Origin of the sequence: Sporomusa sp., assembly GCF_035561155.1 — a bacterium.
GTDB lineage: Bacteria > Bacillota > Negativicutes > Sporomusales > Sporomusaceae > Sporomusa.
Genome location: NZ_DATMYD010000089.1, coordinates 26,303 through 43,269, shown reverse-complemented (window position 1 = coordinate 43,269; position 16,967 = coordinate 26,303). Strand labels below are relative to the sequence as shown.

At 43.8% G+C, this 16,967-nt stretch carries 17 protein-coding genes, 4 tRNA genes and 1 riboswitch; of the genes, 20 read left to right on the top strand and 1 reads right to left on the bottom strand.

Annotated elements, in window-relative coordinates; genetic code table 11:
* Nucleotides 1–191 precede the first annotated feature (191 nt).
* From VN447_RS12385 to VN447_RS12345, 10 genes are all read left to right on the top strand, one after another.
* On the top strand, nucleotides 192–776 hold the full coding sequence (locus tag VN447_RS12385) for a DUF502 domain-containing protein (protein ID WP_325525661.1): 585 nt from the start codon (nucleotides 192–194) through the stop codon (nucleotides 774–776).
* Nucleotides 760–2,124, top strand: coding sequence for a hemolysin family protein (locus VN447_RS12380; RefSeq protein ID WP_422663599.1), 1,365 nt, complete (start codon nucleotides 760–762; stop codon nucleotides 2,122–2,124). The genes VN447_RS12385 and VN447_RS12380 overlap by 17 nt, the downstream gene beginning before the upstream one ends.
* Nucleotides 2,125–2,207: 83 nt before the next feature.
* Entirely contained in the window at nucleotides 2,208–2,375 is a 168-nt protein-coding gene (locus VN447_RS23300; RefSeq protein WP_414714908.1) for a YqzL family protein, read from the top strand.
* Nucleotides 2,366–3,109: a DNA repair protein RecO gene (gene recO, locus VN447_RS12375; RefSeq protein WP_325525659.1), complete on the top strand. Its 744-nt coding sequence runs from the start codon at nucleotides 2,366–2,368 to the stop codon at nucleotides 3,107–3,109. The genes VN447_RS23300 and recO overlap by 10 nt, the downstream gene beginning before the upstream one ends.
* 61 nt (nucleotides 3,110–3,170) lie before the next feature.
* The gene (locus VN447_RS12370) at nucleotides 3,171–3,611 is read left to right on the top strand and encodes a DUF4342 domain-containing protein (protein ID WP_325525658.1); all 441 of its coding nucleotides are present in this window, start codon (nucleotides 3,171–3,173) and stop codon (nucleotides 3,609–3,611) included.
* Nucleotides 3,612–3,754: 143 nt separating this feature from the next.
* The gene (locus VN447_RS12365) at nucleotides 3,755–4,354 is read left to right on the top strand and encodes a histidine kinase (protein ID WP_325525657.1); all 600 of its coding nucleotides are present in this window, start codon (nucleotides 3,755–3,757) and stop codon (nucleotides 4,352–4,354) included.
* A gap of 403 nt (nucleotides 4,355–4,757) precedes the next feature.
* Nucleotides 4,758–5,633: a glycine--tRNA ligase subunit alpha gene (gene glyQ, locus VN447_RS12360; protein ID WP_325525656.1), complete on the top strand. Its 876-nt coding sequence runs from the start codon at nucleotides 4,758–4,760 to the stop codon at nucleotides 5,631–5,633.
* 3 nt (nucleotides 5,634–5,636) lie between these two features.
* Nucleotides 5,637–7,700 (top strand): glycine--tRNA ligase subunit beta, encoded by a 2,064-nt coding sequence (gene glyS, locus VN447_RS12355; RefSeq protein ID WP_325525655.1) that lies wholly within the window; start codon nucleotides 5,637–5,639, stop codon nucleotides 7,698–7,700.
* A gap of 37 nt (nucleotides 7,701–7,737) precedes the next feature.
* Nucleotides 7,738–8,388 (top strand): helix-turn-helix transcriptional regulator, encoded by a 651-nt coding sequence (locus VN447_RS12350; protein WP_325525654.1) that lies wholly within the window; start codon nucleotides 7,738–7,740, stop codon nucleotides 8,386–8,388.
* Entirely contained in the window at nucleotides 8,385–9,209 is an 825-nt protein-coding gene (locus VN447_RS12345; RefSeq protein WP_325525664.1) for a pyruvate, water dikinase regulatory protein, read from the top strand. Before VN447_RS12350 ends, VN447_RS12345 begins: the two co-directional genes overlap by 4 nt.
* Nucleotides 9,210–9,257: 48 nt before the next feature.
* Here VN447_RS12345 and VN447_RS12340 read toward each other — a convergent pair whose 3' ends face one another.
* Nucleotides 9,258–9,737, bottom strand: coding sequence for an LptA/OstA family protein (locus VN447_RS12340; protein WP_325525653.1), 480 nt, complete (start codon nucleotides 9,735–9,737; stop codon nucleotides 9,258–9,260).
* 170 nt (nucleotides 9,738–9,907) lie between these two features.
* Between VN447_RS12340 and VN447_RS12335 the strand changes: the two genes are divergently transcribed.
* The 10 genes from VN447_RS12335 (at nucleotide 9,908) to thiS (ending at nucleotide 16,963) form a co-directional block, all read left to right on the top strand.
* Nucleotides 9,908–10,906 carry a deoxyguanosinetriphosphate triphosphohydrolase gene (locus VN447_RS12335; RefSeq protein WP_325525652.1) on the top strand — a complete coding sequence of 333 codons (999 nt, stop codon included), beginning with the start codon at nucleotides 9,908–9,910 and terminating at the stop codon, nucleotides 10,904–10,906.
* 278 nt (nucleotides 10,907–11,184) lie between these two features.
* Entirely contained in the window at nucleotides 11,185–12,996 is a 1,812-nt protein-coding gene (gene dnaG, locus VN447_RS12330) for a DNA primase (protein WP_325525651.1), read from the top strand.
* Between the two features lie 56 nt (nucleotides 12,997–13,052).
* On the top strand, nucleotides 13,053–14,159 hold the full coding sequence (gene rpoD / locus VN447_RS12325) for an RNA polymerase sigma factor RpoD (protein ID WP_325525650.1): 1,107 nt from the start codon (nucleotides 13,053–13,055) through the stop codon (nucleotides 14,157–14,159).
* Nucleotides 14,160–14,222: 63 nt separating this feature from the next.
* Nucleotides 14,223–14,298, top strand: a tRNA-Asn gene (locus VN447_RS12320).
* 54 nt (nucleotides 14,299–14,352) lie between these two features.
* Nucleotides 14,353–14,427, top strand: a tRNA-Ile gene (locus VN447_RS12315).
* Between the two features lie 10 nt (nucleotides 14,428–14,437).
* A tRNA-Glu gene (locus VN447_RS12310) sits at nucleotides 14,438–14,512 on the top strand.
* 4 nt (nucleotides 14,513–14,516) lie between these two features.
* Nucleotides 14,517–14,592, top strand: a tRNA-Val gene (locus tag VN447_RS12305).
* A 109-nt stretch (nucleotides 14,593–14,701) separates the two neighbouring features.
* Complete coding sequence (locus tag VN447_RS12300) at nucleotides 14,702–15,391, top strand: class I SAM-dependent methyltransferase (protein WP_325525649.1); 690 nt, start codon at nucleotides 14,702–14,704, stop codon at nucleotides 15,389–15,391.
* Nucleotides 15,382–16,500 carry a Nif3-like dinuclear metal center hexameric protein gene (locus tag VN447_RS12295; protein WP_325525648.1) on the top strand — a complete coding sequence of 373 codons (1,119 nt, stop codon included), beginning with the start codon at nucleotides 15,382–15,384 and terminating at the stop codon, nucleotides 16,498–16,500. The genes VN447_RS12300 and VN447_RS12295 overlap by 10 nt, the downstream gene beginning before the upstream one ends.
* Before the next feature lie 84 nt (nucleotides 16,501–16,584).
* Nucleotides 16,585–16,695, top strand: a riboswitch (TPP riboswitch).
* A gap of 67 nt (nucleotides 16,696–16,762) precedes the next feature.
* Nucleotides 16,763–16,963 carry a sulfur carrier protein ThiS gene (gene thiS, locus VN447_RS12290; RefSeq protein ID WP_325525647.1) on the top strand — a complete coding sequence of 67 codons (201 nt, stop codon included), beginning with the start codon at nucleotides 16,763–16,765 and terminating at the stop codon, nucleotides 16,961–16,963.
* The last annotated feature ends 4 nt before the right edge of the window (nucleotides 16,964–16,967 follow it).

The following is a 16,967-nucleotide window of genomic DNA, read 5'->3' as shown; positions in this document are numbered from 1 at the left end:
CTAAGGAAATTAGGCTTTATCACCATAAGTGAAAGATATTCATTAATACACTAATTCTATTGAACCGCCGTATACCGAACGGTACGTACGGTGGTGTGAGAGGTCGCTGAGTAAATTAATTACTCAGCTCCTACTCGATTTATTGACCAATACGACGCTTAATGGTATCATTTGTAAGGAGAGGTGAATTAATGAAGTGGGGTTATAAATATTTTATTAATGGTTTAATTGTCATTGTACCGATTGCACTTACGGCAGTTGTAGTTATTAATATCTTTTCGTTTACCGAGCGTCTGCTAGGGCAATACCTGCCAATTCATTTTCCTGGTTTAGCACTCGCTGTTGTCCTGTTTTTGATTGTTCTTGTCGGCTGGTTGTCTTCGCACTGGATTTCAAAAAAAGTTATTGATTATGGCGAGCGCGTCGTAAGCTCTATACCAGTAGTGAAATTTATTTATAATAGTGTCAAACAAATATCCACAGCCGTATTTGAATCACAAAAGCTATTAGAAAATGCGGTACTGGTGCCATATCCCCATCCTGGGGTAAAAGCCCTTGGATTTGTTATGCCAGAATTATCAACTCCATTGGCTGAAAAATTTTCTGAAGAGCATGTATGCGTGTTTGTCCCTATGAGCTTAAATCTAACTTCAGGCTTTAATATTATCCTGCCCAGACGGGACATAATACCTTTAGACGTAACAAGCGAAAGTGCACTGCAATATGTTATTACAGCCGGCGCAATTATGCCCCGCAGTAATGATTCCAATAACTAGGGAGAGATGCGTTATCGATTCGCCTTTATTCAGTTTAATTAAACTGGGGGCTGCAATTTTACTGGTTTTAATCAATGGTTTTTTTGTGTTAGCCGAGTTTTCGCTAGTGAAAATTCGCAAAACCAGGCTGGAAGAATTGGCTCATCAGGGTAACGGTAGGGCTAAGTTAGCCTTAAAGGTCGTGACTTCTTTCGATACTTATCTAGGTGCGACCCAACTAGGCATTACCTTGGCATCCCTGGCGCTTGGCTGGTTAGGTGAACCAGCTATATCATCCTTATTAGAGCCTGTTTTGCTTAAATATGTTCCGCTTACTGAGTGGATGATTACTACTATAAGTATTGCTTTAGGCTTTATTCTTATTACTTTTTTACACATCGTTCTCGGGGAACTTGTGCCGAAATCGATGGCTATCCAACGGGCTGAGAGCATGGCGCTGGTTTGTGTGTGGCCGTTATATATTTTTCACAAGCTTGGTTATCCTATTATTCTACTGTTCAATCGCACCGCCAAGTCGATTCTGAGCATGATGGGAATTAAAGCCGTTAATGAAGCTGACCTGACTCATTCTGAAGAAGAGCTAAGGATGATTGTGAGTGCCAGCCATCGTGGCGGCGTACTAAATCAGATGGAAAGTGAGCTCATTGACAACGTTTTTGATTTTGCTGACCGCCTGGCCAGGGAAATTATGGTGCCACGGCAGGATATGATATGCCTGTTTGCTGACGATACCTTTGAGGAAAACATGAAGGTGGTACGGGGAACAGGTCATACCCGGTATCCGCTGTGTGTAGAGGATAAAGACCACATTATTGGCATGGTTCACATTCGCGACCTAATGGACTTTGATATATGTCCAGATGGTGAACGTGACTTAACATCCATTGTCCGGGAGATATTAGTAGTACCTGAAGGTATGTCCGTTGCGCACCTTTTGCAAGTGATGCGACGTAAGCGAACTCATTTGGCTGTGGTTGCTGATGAATATGGTGGTACGGCCGGTTTAGTAGCACTTGAAGACGTAATTGAAGAAATTGTCGGCGATATTCAGGACGAACATGATGTAATCGAAGATATTGAAATTCAGCGTTTGGCTGACGGGAGTTATGAGTTTGATGGCCGGGTGCTGTTAGATGATGTAACTGAGCTCTTGAATATCCGATTAGAGGACCATGAGGAAGATACTCTTGGTGGTTATATATTCGGAATGTTAGGGCGCCGTCCTGAAACCGGCGACAAGGTGAATATTGGTGACTATTCGTTTGAGGTGCTCCGCGTTAACGGCTTTAGGATTGTAAGAGTGAAGGCTGTACCGCTTTTTCCTCTGGAAACAGATGAAGAGGCGTAGTTTTTAATTAAATAGGTTTGTGGCTAGTCCTGCCTGCCAATATAAGAGTGAAGGGATGATGTCGAGTGTTATTACGGGAAACAATGTGGGAGATTTTTTTAAGTACCGGTAATATCGATGCTTACCTTACCTATCGTGCCTGTTTAGATTCCCGCACCAGTCAACTTGAATCAGCGGATGAATCCACAGAACTATTAGCTGAACCAGAATATCTTTGGAATAACTTATTACGTGAGGTTAGATGGCAGTAGAGTATCAAACTGAAGCCATTCTGTTGGCGGCGCGCGATTGGAGCGCTGCTGACAGGGTGGTCACTTTGTTTTCGCGTGAACATGGTATTGTCACCGCTATGGCGTATGGTGCACGTCAACCCAGAAACAGGCTGGGGGGCGGTTTGCAGCCGTTTTCTCATTTAAATTTGGCCATATCCTCCGGTGGAAAGGGTATGGATACAATAAAGCAGTGTGAGATACAAACCTCATTTCGGCAAATACGGGAAGATTTAACAAGATTAGCTTATGCCAATTTTATTGCCGAATTGACAACCGGGTTGTGGCCGGAGCGCCAGTCTGCGCCAGAGGTTTTTGATACACTATTAACTGTATTAAATTTGCTCGCTGCCCGCAATCCACGCATTGCTGCGCTGGCTGGTGCATGGCATTTAATGGTATTTGCCGGGTTTCAGCCTGAATACGAGCGCTGCGCCCGGTGCGGCCGGGAACTGAGTTTGCCAGCCTGTTTTAGTTATCCTGATGGTGGTGGCACGTGCTATTCATGCACTCCATCTGGCGCACCAGAGTTTGAACAATCAGATAAAGATTTTTTAGACAAGTTACTTACAATGGATTTAAGTCAACCGGGGCAGTTTGCCATCAACGCTAAAACACTGGCTAGTGCTGAGAGTCTGCTGTATGGTTTTGTACGGTACCAACTGGAACGTCCCTTGAAATCCTTGGATTTTATCAATAGGATTAATGCCCTATAGGAAAGGAATAACAGCTGTATAATCGGGGAAACTAACCCAAAAATATTGGGGGTTGTACAAGATGGATATTACTTTAGAGAAAATTGATATGATTCGTGAACGTACAGGTGTATCCTACCGGGAAGCTAAAGGGGCGTTAGAACGCAATGAAGGCAATGTGATTGAAACTCTTATTGAGCTTGAGGATAAGAACAAAACCAACTGGACAGAAGAGTTCTCGGTGCGTTCAACCGAGGTCATTGACAAAGTGAAAGAACTTATCCGCGAAGGTAATGTCAATAAGATACGTGTCAAGCATGATGGGCGGGTATTGGCTGAAATACCTGTAGCGCTGGGCGCCATTGGCGCTGTGGTATTGCCGCAGCTGGCAGCTTTGGGCGTGCTGGTGGCTGTGTTTAAGCGTTGTACTATCGAAGTAGTAAGGCAGGATACGGAGCAGGCTGATGCCAAAGAGGAAGAAGCCGAGGATGAAATGGACAAGTTTCCTAGGGATGCGTATTAGTATTTAGCTGCAAAATCGATTTTTTAAAAAACATTCTTCGCGTATTGAAGAGTGTTTTTTTTTGCATTCTTTATCGCAGCAGGAAAAAATGGTTAAATGTTGAAAATATTGTAATATATCTTAGGGATGAAAGGAAGTGCATAATGCTCGACTTATTGCAAGATAATGAGTTTTTTAAGCTTTTATTCAAAATTATTCCAGCTGGAATAGTTCTGGCAGATGCAAATGGGTATGTTCATGCTATAAATCCCGAAGGAAGTAGAATGTTTTGTGTTGAACCGCTCAAGGATAATGCTTATCGCCGTGGCGGCGATTTGTTTCGATGCGTTAATGCTAAAAATGGGTGTGGTTCTAATTCTAATTGTGAGAACTGTATTCTTAGGGCTAATGCTGTGTTAGCAATCAGTGGACAAACGGTCTCCCGTCAAAAAGGTAAGTTTTCTGTTATCGAGGATAATGCGATAAAGGAGTTTGTATTACAGGTAACTGCAGCTCCGCTTGTGTACAAGCAGCACACACTGGCTATATTGATCATTGAGGATATATCCTTAATCACAGAGCTTTCGGGGTTAATTCCAATTTGTTCATCTTGTCACAATATCCGTAACGAAAAGGGAGAATGGATTAATATCTCAAAGTACCTGCAGGAACACTCTGAGGCAGAATTCACCCATGATTATTGTCCTGCCTGTTCAAGAGAACTACTAAATAAACGAGTAAAAGTCGAATCTACCCATAAGTAAGCTGTTTGGCGGTCAGTTCGATAAGACCCCCTTGATTTTCCTATATTTCCATGATAAAATTTTGAGCATTGGGTATTATAGCTAATAGTTACGACTATATAGTGGAAAGAGTCTAAAAGTACGGCAATGCGGGAATAAGTAACCTTTTAGTGCAGCGAACCAGGGATAGTGTAAGCCTGGTATTACAAAGGTGAAAGGCCTTCCCAAGCTGCAGGAGGAAATCCTGAGATGGTTCAAAATGTTGAATCAGTCTTATGAGAGAGTAAAACCTGTAATAGATTAAGGTGGGTCGTTTGTACACGGCCAATCAGGGTGGAACCGCGGGAGTAACATCTCGTCCCTGTAACTTGAAATTAAGTTACTGGGACGAGATGTTTTTATTTTTAATAGGAGGTCAGAAACTATGACATTCCAGGAGATAATCCTGACACTGCAAAACTTTTGGGCAGAACAAAAATGTATAATTCAGCAGCCGTATGATGTGGAAAAAGGTGCGGGAACTATGAATCCGGCAACGTTCTTACGGGCACTGGGACCTGAGCCATGGAATGTGGCTTATATTGAGCCTTCGCGCCGTCCGGCTGACGGACGATATGGTGATAATCCCAACCGCCTGTTCCAACATCACCAGTATCAAGTTATTATGAAGCCATCACCGTCTAATATTCAGGAATTATACTTAGCTAGCCTGGCTAAACTGGGAATCGATCCGGCTAAGCACGATATCCGGTTTGTTGAGGACAACTGGGAATCACCGACACTAGGTGCCTGGGGACTAGGCTGGGAAGTGTGGCTGGACGGCATGGAGATTACTCAGTTTACCTACTTCCAGCAAGTTGGTAGTATTGACGTTAAGCCGGTATCTGTAGAAATCACCTACGGACTAGAGCGGCTGGCTATGTATATTCAAGGAAAAGAAAACGTTTTTGATATCGAATGGATAAATGGCATTAGTTACGGCGATATTTTCCACCGCAATGAAGTTGAACAGTCCCACTACAATTTTGAAATCGCTGATACTGAGTTGTTATTCAGGTTGTTTGACATGTACGAAAAAGAAGCGATTAGAGTTATTGAATTGGGTTTCGTACTTCCGGCATATGACTATGTGTTAAAGTGTTCCCACAGCTTCAACTTGCTTGACGCCCGCGGCGCAATCAGCGTTAGTGAACGTACAGGATTTATTGGCAGAGTACGAAACCTGGCGCGGCTCTGTGCTCAAGGCTATCTAGAGCAGCGCGAAAAGCTGGGCTATCCGCTCCTAAAGGGAGGTAAGTAAGCCATGACCAAAGATTTACTGTTAGAAATAGGTACAGAAGAAATTCCTGCAAAGTTTATGCCGGGTGCATTAGCGCAGCTTGAAAATATGGCTAAAGCTAAACTGTCAGAACTCAGGATTACCCACGGTGAAGTCAGGGCTGTTGGCACGCCGCGCCGTATGGCGGTTATTGTTAAAGCAGTAGCTGCAAGCCAAGCCGATAAAAATAGTGAGAATAAAGGTCCGGCAGTAAAAATTGCTTTTGATCAAGACGGAGCGCCTACCAAAGCTGCATTAGGTTTCGCCCGGGGACAGGGTGTTGACCCGTCAGCACTTGTTGTTAAGGATGGCTACATATATGCCATTGTCCAGGAAATCGGCCGCTCGGTTACTGAGCTTCTGCCAGGGCTTTTAACAGATATTGTAACGAGCTTGTCATTTCCCAAAAACATGCGCTGGGGCGATCTTGAAATGCGCTTTGTCCGCCCAATCCGCTGGGTAGTAGCATTGTTTGGTAACGAGGTTGTGCCTTTCGCACTGCCGGGAGTGACCTCCGGTAAGATTACGCGTGGCCACCGTTTCCTGGGGAAGGCTGAGGTAGAGGTAAATTCAGTTGAGGATTATTTTGCTCGACTCAGCGAAAACTTTGTTATGGTTGATCAAGATGAGCGCCGCCGCATAATTAAAGAGCAAATTGAAACCTTGGCGGTAAGCCGTGGCGGAACAGCTACAATTGACGAAGAGTTGTTAGAGGAAGTAGTCTATCTTGTAGAATACCCGACAGCGCTGTGCGGTAATTTCGAAGATAAATATCTCAGCTTACCGCCTGAAGCCATTATTACTCCGATGCGTGAGCATCAGCGGTATTTCCCTGTAACCGGGAAAGATGGAAAACTGCTGCCAATGTTTATCACAGTCCGCAACGGCGGCTCTGATCATATTGATATTGTTCGTCACGGTAATGAGCGAGTGCTTAAAGCAAGGTTGGCAGACGCCCGGTTCTTTTTTGAAGAAGACCAAAAAGTGCCATTAGCTGATCGCGTGGAAAAACTTAAGACGATTGTGTTCCAGGAAGGATTGGGTACACTTTATGATAAGGTTCTGCGTTTAGAACGTCTGGCTGCAGGAATAGGACAAATGCTTGCGATTAGTCAGGGCGAACTTACTGTTGTGAACCGCGGCGCTTATTTGGCTAAAGCCGACTTAGTGACAGGTATGGTCAATGAATTTACTGAGCTACAGGGCATAATGGGTCGGGAATACGCCCTGCTAAGCGGCGAACCGCAAGAAGTGGCTGAGGCAGTGTTTGAACATTATCTGCCGCGGTTTGCTGGTGACCAATTGCCCCAGGCAACTGCCGGTCGGTTAATCAGTATTGCCGACAAGGTTGATAATATTGTGGCTACCTTCAGCCGGGGACTTATCCCGACAGGTTCTCAGGATCCATATGCACTGAGGCGCCAAGCGCTTGGTGTAGTGAATATTTTTATTGACGCTAAGTATCATGTTTCTTTAGCCGCTGTAACTGAACAGGCTATGGACTTGTTAGGTATTACCGATAATGAGCGCAGGACTAAACTGTTAACAGACATTCAGGAATTCTTCCGCCTTCGAATTAAAAATATTCTATCTGACGAAAAATTAAGATATGACATGATCGACGCTGTATTGGCAACAGGTGTTGATGATATTTATGATACATGGCTGAGAGCTAAAGCTATGGCTGTAGCGGGTGGAAGCATTGCTATGCAAAAGGCCGTACAGGCTCTTGTACGGGTGGGAAATCTAGCGAAAAATGCCGGTTCTCAGACCGTTGACCCCAGCCTGTTTGCTGCCCCGGCTGAGCACGACTTGTTCAAAGCTTATTTAGAAGCTCACAACGCAATTGAAAAATATGAAACAGAAAAAAATTATCAGGGTGTACTTAATGTGCTGTCTGGTATGGCTGCGCCAATTGATGGTTTTTTTGGAGCGGTTATGGTTATGGTTGAAGATGAGGCTGTCAAAAACAATCGATTGGCATTATTAAAGGCTATATCCGGCCTATCGGCACATACTGCTGATATAACTAAAATTGTCGTTATCTAGTTGAATTACGCCCGTAATGAAAAGGGGGTGGCACTTATTGGGTTTATCGCCGCGGCAAGAGAAAATTGCTGAGATGGTCAGGACTTTAGGCCCTATTACCGGGGAACAGATCGCTGAACGTCTTAATGTAACCAGAGCGGCCCTCAGGCCTGATTTAGCTATCCTGGTGATGTCCGGTATGGTCGATGCCCGCCCCAAAGTAGGCTACTACTATACCGGAAAAAATGCTATAAGCATGCTTACAGAACAAGTAAGCAGGATAAAGGTGCAGGATATACAGTCAGTGCCTGTTGTTGTGACATCAGGCACCAGCGCCTATGATGCTGTCGTCACCATGTTTCTTGAAGATGTTGGTTCAGTATTTGTAGTAGAGCCTGGTGGAATTCTAGCCGGAGTGGTGTCTCGTAAAGATGTGCTTAAGGTAGCTATGGGCGGGAGTGACCTTCATAAGATGCCGGTTAAAGTACTTATGACTCCAATGCCCAAGATCGTTGTTACATCTCCGGACGAATCTGTTTTAACAGCTGCAAAGAAAATTATCGATAACGAGGTAGATAGTCTGCCGGTCGTTTCGTTAACCAATCATCAAGGTGCGAAAGCCTATGAAGTGATCGGACGGCTTACCAAAACTAATATCGCCAGATTGTTTGTTGAACTTGGCGAGGGACGAGGAGGGGAACTGCTATAGCTAGCCTGCCGATTATTTATGCATTATCAGATTCTATCGGTGAAACTGCCGAGATGGTGGCTCGTGCTACTGCCAGCCAGTTTAGCTCCGGAGAATTTGATATTATTAGAATCCCGTATATCAACTCGGTGGAACAAATTGCCGAAACAGTGCAAGAAGCGGCGAAACATGCTTGTGTTATTTGTCATACTTTGGTGTCGCCTAATTTGCGTGAGGCGTTGCTAGAACAGGCTCAAGCGCATAACATTCCGACAATTGATATAATGGGACCAATGATTTATGCTGTGCAAAAAGTTACAGGAATGACTCCCCGCCTTAAGCCGGGTCTGATCCATAAACTGGATCAGGAATATTTTAAACGGGTAGAAGCAGTAGAATTTGCTGTTAAATATGATGATGGCAAGAATCCTTTGGGTCTCTTAAAAGCCGATATCGTCATTATTGGTGTATCACGTACCTCGAAAACTCCACTTAGTATGTATTTGGCTCATAAGAAGGTTAAAGTGGCTAATGTTCCGCTCGTTCCGGAGGCGCCGTTGCCGCAAGAACTCTTTCAAGTGCCATCTCACCGTATTGTGGGCCTGATCATAGATAAGTTTAAGCTCAACGAAATCCGTTGTGAGCGCCTAAAAACCATGGGGTTGGCGCCTGATGCCAGCTATGCCAACATTGGAAGGATCCATGAGGAACTTGATTATGCACGCTCAATTATGAGACGGCTGCAGTGTCCGGTAATCGATGTATCAAACAAGGCGATAGAAGAAACGGCTAATCGAATATTAGAAGTAGTTCAGAAAAATAAACTGGCAAATAATAAATAAAAATATCCCTGGCATAGCTCACAATGCTTGCCAGGGATATTTTTGATTTTACAAGAAACTATTCGAATCAACGTTATAGCTTACAGAATCAGCTGACCAATTGTTGCTGCCCTGAGATACCTGTACATTACCATTAAAAACGGCGACTCTGGTACGCCAGTTAAAGTCTACATTATCAGCGTTAATGGAGAGTCCCGAACGTGACAGGTTTACTCCACCGTCAATTTTTGCCTGCGCCTTGGAACCATAAATATAAACGCTATCACCGGTAAAATTGATATCACGCTGCTGTACAGAAATGCCGCCTGTTCCCCAAACTTCCATAGTCGTTGGGTTTACTCTGGCTTGGCCGGCCATAATAACCCGGTCTCTCACTTCAATGTAAACATTGCCGTTTAGAATATATAAGCCTGAATTAATATCAAAGTATGTACGATCAGCAGTTATAATTGGTTTGGCCGCAGAGGCAACCCCCGTTAATAGAATAAATATTAAAAGAGTAGACAAAAATATTTTATTATACTTCATTTAGTTCGCTCCCTTCTTACATTATTATAGCAAATAACTTTAGAAAATGCCTCTGGCAAAATATGCAGCAATCTGCCTTCTAGCTTAAAAAACAGGTGTTAAGGGCGGTTAGCTATTAAATAAAGGTAAATAATGTTATAATACTATATAAGGAAAGGGGGCTTTTAAGCATGAAAGTTCGTGAGCGCATTGAAGAACAAGAGTTTAAAATATTATCAACATATGCTGCAAAAAGTCGCGATGCCGTACGGGACAGGGAAGAATCGCTGTGTGATTTCCGTACTGCTTTTCAGCGAGACAGGGATCGTATCATACATAGTAAATCTTTTAGGCGTCTTAAACATAAAACACAGGTGTACATATCTCCCGGCGACCATTATCGCATGCGTATGACCCACAGTTTGGAAGTTGCGCAGATATCCCGAACAATTGCTCGTGGCCTTATGCTCAACGAAGATTTGACCGAAGCGATTGCAGTAGGCCATGATGTTGGACATACCCCCTTTGGTCATGCTGGTGAGTATGCTCTACGCGAACTTATCGGCCATTACAATCACAACGAGCAAAGCTTAAGAGTGGTAGAATATCTTGAACGAGGTGGGCAGGGTCTTAACCTGACTGCAGAGGTTAGAGACGGTATTTTAAATCATACTGGTGATAACAAACCTTTTACACTTGAAGGGAATATCGTGCGCAGCGGTGATCGTATTGCGTACCTGTGCCACGACTATGACGATGGCATTCGTGCAGGTATGTTGAAGCCTTCGGATTTGCCGTCACCTGTGAGTAAGGTTTTGGGTACAAATCCCTCAAGCATGATAACGGTGATGGTATCGGATATTATTACCGAGTCTGAAGGAAAGAATGAGATTATTATGTCCAGCCGGGTCAAAGCGGCTATGAATGAGTTTAGGGAGTTTATGTTTAAAAAAATCTATCATTCAGCTGAGCTGGAACCTGACCGGAAAAAGGCCAAATATGTTGTCAGTAAGCTGTTTGAATACTACATAGCCAACCCTGGCAGTCTACCGCAAGAATTTTTAGAGCGTGAAGAACAGTGGGGCTTGCAGACGGTTGTGATTGACTACATCGCTGGTTTGACTGATCTATATGCTATTAAACAATTTGAGAAACTATTCATCCCAGCTACCTGGGGGATATCAAGATAGTTTGCAGAGCTTAAACTAGAGCTCTGTTTTTTTTCTTGAGCAAAAATGTTCACCTTTGTCAAGATCTAAAAGAGGAATTTTGTCATTCATATTGAATAATAATTATAAAAATAAAAGATGATAAGAAAGGCTCTATAAACAACTTTGTATGACTTGCATCCCTTTGGCAGGAATATTAGTCTTAATGTAGAATAAAGTCAAAGCTTGGAACTATTTGCATATTTCGAAGCCATAAAACAAAGCAGGGAATTTGTCATTGCCTGGATAAGGTGAATCTTATGAAAGATGCAGTTTTCGATGATTTTATCGATAGATTGCGGTCAGAGAGCGATATTATCGGCGTGGTTTCCGATTATGTATCGCTAAAAAAGAAGGGAAAAAATTATTGGGGATGCTGCCCCTTCCACCATGAGAAAACGCCATCGTTTTCGGTAACTCCGGACAAAGGTTTTTTCTATTGTTTTGGTTGTCAGACCGGCGGCAATGTTTTTAATTTTTTAATGAAGGTTGAAAACATTACTTTTATCGAAGCCGTAAAACTGCTGGCGAAAAAACTTAATATTCCATTGCCGGAAAAGGAGAAGTCACCCCGCGAGCAAGCCAGAGACCAGGAACTTGCGAAAATATATCAGGTAAATGAGTTAGCCAGAGACTTTTTCCATGCTTGTTTAACTAAAACCAATTATGGCAAAGCTGCCCGCGAATATTTGATTAACCGTGGCATATCTGCCGAAATGATTGATTTCTTTAAACTAGGGTTTGCACCGCCGGCATGGGATAAACTATCATTAACCTTCTGTGAACGTGGTATTGCCCTCGATATATTGCTCAAATCGGGATTATCTGCCGCCCGCACTTCAGGGGATGGTGTTTACGATCGATTCCGTAATCGGATTATGTTTCCCATAAGTGACGTGAGGGGACGAATCATTGGTTTTGGGGGCAGGGTCCTAGACGATAGTCAGCCTAAGTACCTCAATTCGCCGGAGACTGAGATTTTTAACAAGCGACATGTCTTATTTGGATTTGATCATGCTTATAAGCACATTCGTGATTCTGGTCAGGTTATCATCGTAGAAGGCTATATGGATGTTATAACACTGTATAGTCAGGGTATCAAAAATGTAGTAGCATCGTTAGGTACAGCGTTTACGTCTGAACAGGCTAGAAATCTCATTAAACTTAACGCCGAGCTGTTGTTTTCCTATGACAGCGACGCCGCTGGACAAAACGCTACCGTTCGTGCGCTGGATACAGTTCGTTCGTTAGGGGCGGCCATTAAAGTAGTGTCAGTACCTGATGGTAAAGACCCGGACGAATTTATTCGGAAACATGGCAGCAGTGCCTTCAACGACTTGCTCAAATCAGCTCAGCCGCTGCTGGATTATCAACTTGACCGGGCACTCAAATCGGATGATTATTCTACAGTTCAAGGCAAAATTGCCGTTGTCGGCAAATTGGCGCCTATTCTGGCGGAAGCAGATAACGCAGTCGAAGTAAACGCTCATATTACCCGTTTATCTCAAGTACTTGCAGTTGATGAAAGTGCTTTAAGAAGCGAGATAACAAAGTATATTGTGCAACTCAAAAAGGATAAAAATGTAAAAAACGGGAAAACTATAAATATTGCGCTCTTATATAAGCAGGTGCCTCCAGCTGTAGTACAGGCGGAACGTCAGCTTATCAGACTGTTGTGCGATGATTTATCTCTTATTCCCTATGTATCGGCTAAAATTTTACCACAAGAAATACAAGGCGTTCTACAACAAGAGATTATTAAATTCATATTTACTGCGTATAATATGGAAAAAAATATAACGCAGACGGCAATCCATGCCCGTGTAGATAGCCTAAGTGAAAAAGCAAAGATTGAGTTTTCTCATATTATGTTAATGGATATACAATTTGATGATGTGGTCAAATTTGTTGATGACTGTATTAAAACTATACGGCTAGCACATCTGACCGCATTATATGAACAACACCGGCTAATGGCCGATGAATTAGAACGCATGGGGGATAGTAGCTTTCTGCAGGAATTGGCGGAAAGTCAGCGAATTAAACATGAAATTAGCAAATTACATCATTAATAATCAAATAGTAAACTGTCTATTACCGTCAAATGCCAGAGGAAGGGGGGAAAACTATGGCCGATAAGAAAAATACGTCGGGTGAGCAAGTCAATGAGCTTTTACACAAGGCTAAAAAACGTGGCGTGTTAACGTATTCTGAGATTATGGATACAATGCAGACCGAAGATATGAGCCCTGATGAAATTGACGATATGTATGAAATTTTTAGTAACAAAGGCATTGAGATTGTTGACGAAGTTCCGGATGTTGAACTGATTGAAGGCCCAGACATGTCTGAGATTGAATCAACGGCCGAAGAAGTAGATATAGATCTCACCATTCCTGAAGGCATTAGCATCGATGACCCAGTTCGAATGTATCTTAAGGAGATTGGCCGGGTACCACTTTTAACTGCTGACGAGGAGATTAAACTGGCCAAGCGTATGGAACAAGGTGACGAGGAGGCTAAACGTCGGCTGGCTGAAGCCAACTTGAGGCTGGTTGTAAGCATTGCCAAACGTTATGTTGGTCGCGGCATGCTTTTCCTTGATCTTATTCAAGAAGGTAATCTCGGTTTAATCAAAGCGGTAGAAAAGTTTGATTACAATAAGGGATATAAGTTCAGTACGTATGCTACATGGTGGATACGCCAGGCAATAACTAGGGCGATCGCTGACCAAGCGCGTACGATTCGTATTCCTGTTCACATGGTTGAAACCATTAATAAACTTATTCGGGTATCACGGCAGCTCCTGCAGGAATTAGGTCGGGAGCCATCACCCGAAGAAGTTGCCAAAGCTATGGATGTCAGCGTTGAACGGGTACGGGAAATTATGAAAATAGCGCAAGAACCCGTATCGCTAGAGACGCCGATTGGCGAAGAAGAAGACTCGCATCTGGGAGACTTTATCGAAGATCAGGATGCTCCGGCTCCGGCCGAAGCAGCATCTTTCATGTTGCTCAAAGAACAGCTTGAAGAGGTTCTTGAAACACTGACTCCTCGTGAAGAGAAGGTACTGCGTCTGCGTTTTGGCCTAGATGACGGCCGGGCGCGGACACTTGAGGAAGTGGGGCAGTATTTCGGTGTTACGCGCGAACGTATCCGTCAGATCGAAGCTAAAGCGCTCAGGAAACTTCGTCATCCCAGCCGTAGCAAAAAGTTGAAAGATTTTCTTGAATAAAAACTAAATAAAGCACTTGACGTAACCTAGACATTGTTTTATAATAATCAACGTTGGCGATATTCCTCGATAGCTCAGTTGGTAGAGCAATCGGCTGTTAACCGATCGGTCGTAGGTTCGAGTCCTACTCGAGGAGCCAGTTATTAAACGGATGAAACAGGCTTTCTTCGGAAAACCTGTTTTAATATCTCTAGGGCCTATAGCTCAGCGGTAGAGCAGCCGGCTCATAACCGGCTGGTCCCTGGTTCGATCCCAGGTGGGCCCACCATTTATTTTATGGCCCGTTGGTCAAGCGGTTAAGACACCGCCCTTTCACGGCGGTATCAAGGGTTCGATTCCCTTACGGGTCACCATCTTGGGCGATTAGCTCAGCTGGGAGAGCGCCTGCCTTACAAGCAGGATGTCGGCAGTTCGATCCTGTCATCGCCCACCACAGCAAAAAACCTGCGAAGTTAACTTCGCAGGTTTTTTGCTATACATACTACTGCGTTTACTTAATCCATCAAGTGAATCTAATGGAATTTTGCCAGGAGGGCTGTTTAGTGAAATTGGGTCAGCGATTAAGAGCTATTGCAGGCATGGTACCTGCCGGAGTAACTATGGTTGATGTTGGCACAGACCACGCATATTTGCCCATATATCTTGTAGAACAGAAAATTGTTACCTCTGCCATTGCAGGTGATGTTCATCAGGGGCCGTATTTATCGGCTCACAACGCGGTTGCAGCGGTACACCTAAAGCAGCATATCTCAGTACGCCTAGGCAATGGACTTGAGGTTGTCGAGCCTGGCGAAGCGGATGTCGTGGTTATCGCTGGCATGGGCGGAGCAAATATTATTGATATCTTACAGGCCCGTCCTGAAGTAACTAGAACGGTAAAACGTCTTATCTTACAACCCATGATTGCTGCCGCAAATGTTCGCAGTTGGTTACATACTCATGGCTGGCGGATTGTCGATGAGCAGTTGGTGCAGGAAGAAGGGAAACTGTATCAGATCATTGCTGCCGAACCTGGTGTGAGCTCAGTTGTTGAACCGGTGCTATATGAAATTGGACCGCTCCTATGGCAGTCAAAGCATCCGTTGCTAAAGCTGCACGTTAATGAGTTAATCAGCCATTTGCGTGGCGTGATTTTAGCTATGGAGGGCAGTGCCGACGCTGTTAAATCTGTTAAATACAGAGAATATACCACTAAGCTTAAAGAATTGGAGGAAAAGTTGCTATGCCTGTAATATGCCGGGATATCATTGCAGAGCTTGAAAAACTGGCTCCAAAACACTTGGCGGAGACCTGGGATAATGTCGGGCTGCTTCTTGGCCACCCTGAGCAAAATATACATAAAGTTATTGTTGCCTTAGATGTAGATCAAACGCTTGTTAACGAGGCAATTGCGGTAGGTGTTGACTTGATTATAGCTCACCATCCGCTGATCTTCAAAGGCATTACCAGCATCCGAACTGATTCACCGCAAGGTAGTATGTTGGCTGCTCTAATTAAAGCTGGCATAGCCGTTTATGCCGCTCACACTAATCTTGACAGCGCCCCTGGTGGCGTCAATGATGCATTAGCTCAAAAGTTAGAGCTAAAAGAAGTTAGACCATTAGCCACTGTATATCAGGAACAACTTCACAAGCTAGTCATTTTTGTGCCTAGTACTCATGTTGAGCAGGTGCGAAAGGCTATAACTGAGGCTGGTGCGGGGCATATTGGCAATTACAGTCACTGTACTTTTCTGACTCACGGTACAGGAACTTTTTTGCCGTTAACTGAATCGAAGCCGTTCATTGGTGAACCAGGCAGACTTGAGTTTGTCGATGAATGCCGTCTGGAAACTATTTTGCCGGCTAGTTTGCGTTCAGACGTAATAAGCGCAATGTTGGCAGCGCATCCCTATGAGGAAGTTGCTTATGACGAATACTTGCTGTTAAATAAAGGTTCAAGCTACGGGCTGGGACGAGTGGGCCGCCTGATCAGTCCAATGCGCCTTGATCGCTTTATCAGTCACGTAAAAACAGCGTTAAATATCAACTCAGTAAAAGCGGCGGGTTCGGTAAATGCCTTAATAAGCAAAGTAGCAGTATGCGGCGGCAGTGGGGCAAGTCTAATCAAAAACGCAATTAGAGCTGGCGCTGATATCTTGGTAACCGGCGATGTAAAATATCATGAGGCGCAACAGGCAGTTGCAGAAGGACTGACTATTATTGATGCTGGCCATTTTGCCACCGAACAACCGGTAGTCGAATGTGTAGCTGGCTATTTAAACGATTGTGCCAAGAAAAACCTCTGGAATATTACAATTATTGCCAAAAATACGAATGAGGACGTATTTACAACCTATTAGGCTTATTTAGTCTGTATTTTGCAGCTATAAATAGTTTGACGATTTGCCTAATCCTGGTATACAATAAATTCATACAAAAAAATATCGAGTGACCGAGGGAGCTCATGTTATGGGCTGAGAGTGGAACTAACGAGTTCCTTACCTCCATTACCTGATCGGGATAATACCTGCGGAGGGAGGTCGTGTGTAATTTGTGTAATTGTGCGCGTCATTACCCATCGGGGGGACGTGCTTTTTTTATTATTCAAAAGGAGGAAGAATTTTGCGATTGACTGTGAACGGCAAAGAATTGTTTATTTCAGATGGTCTTAGCATTGCTGAACTTGTTGTTGACCAAAGATTTAACCCTGAAGTCATTGTGATCGAGTATAACCAGAAAATAGTTAAAAAAGAAGAATGGCAAGCCATTGTTTTGCAACCGGAAGACTGCCTCGAGGTAGTCACTTTTGTAGGAGGAGGCTGAGTTT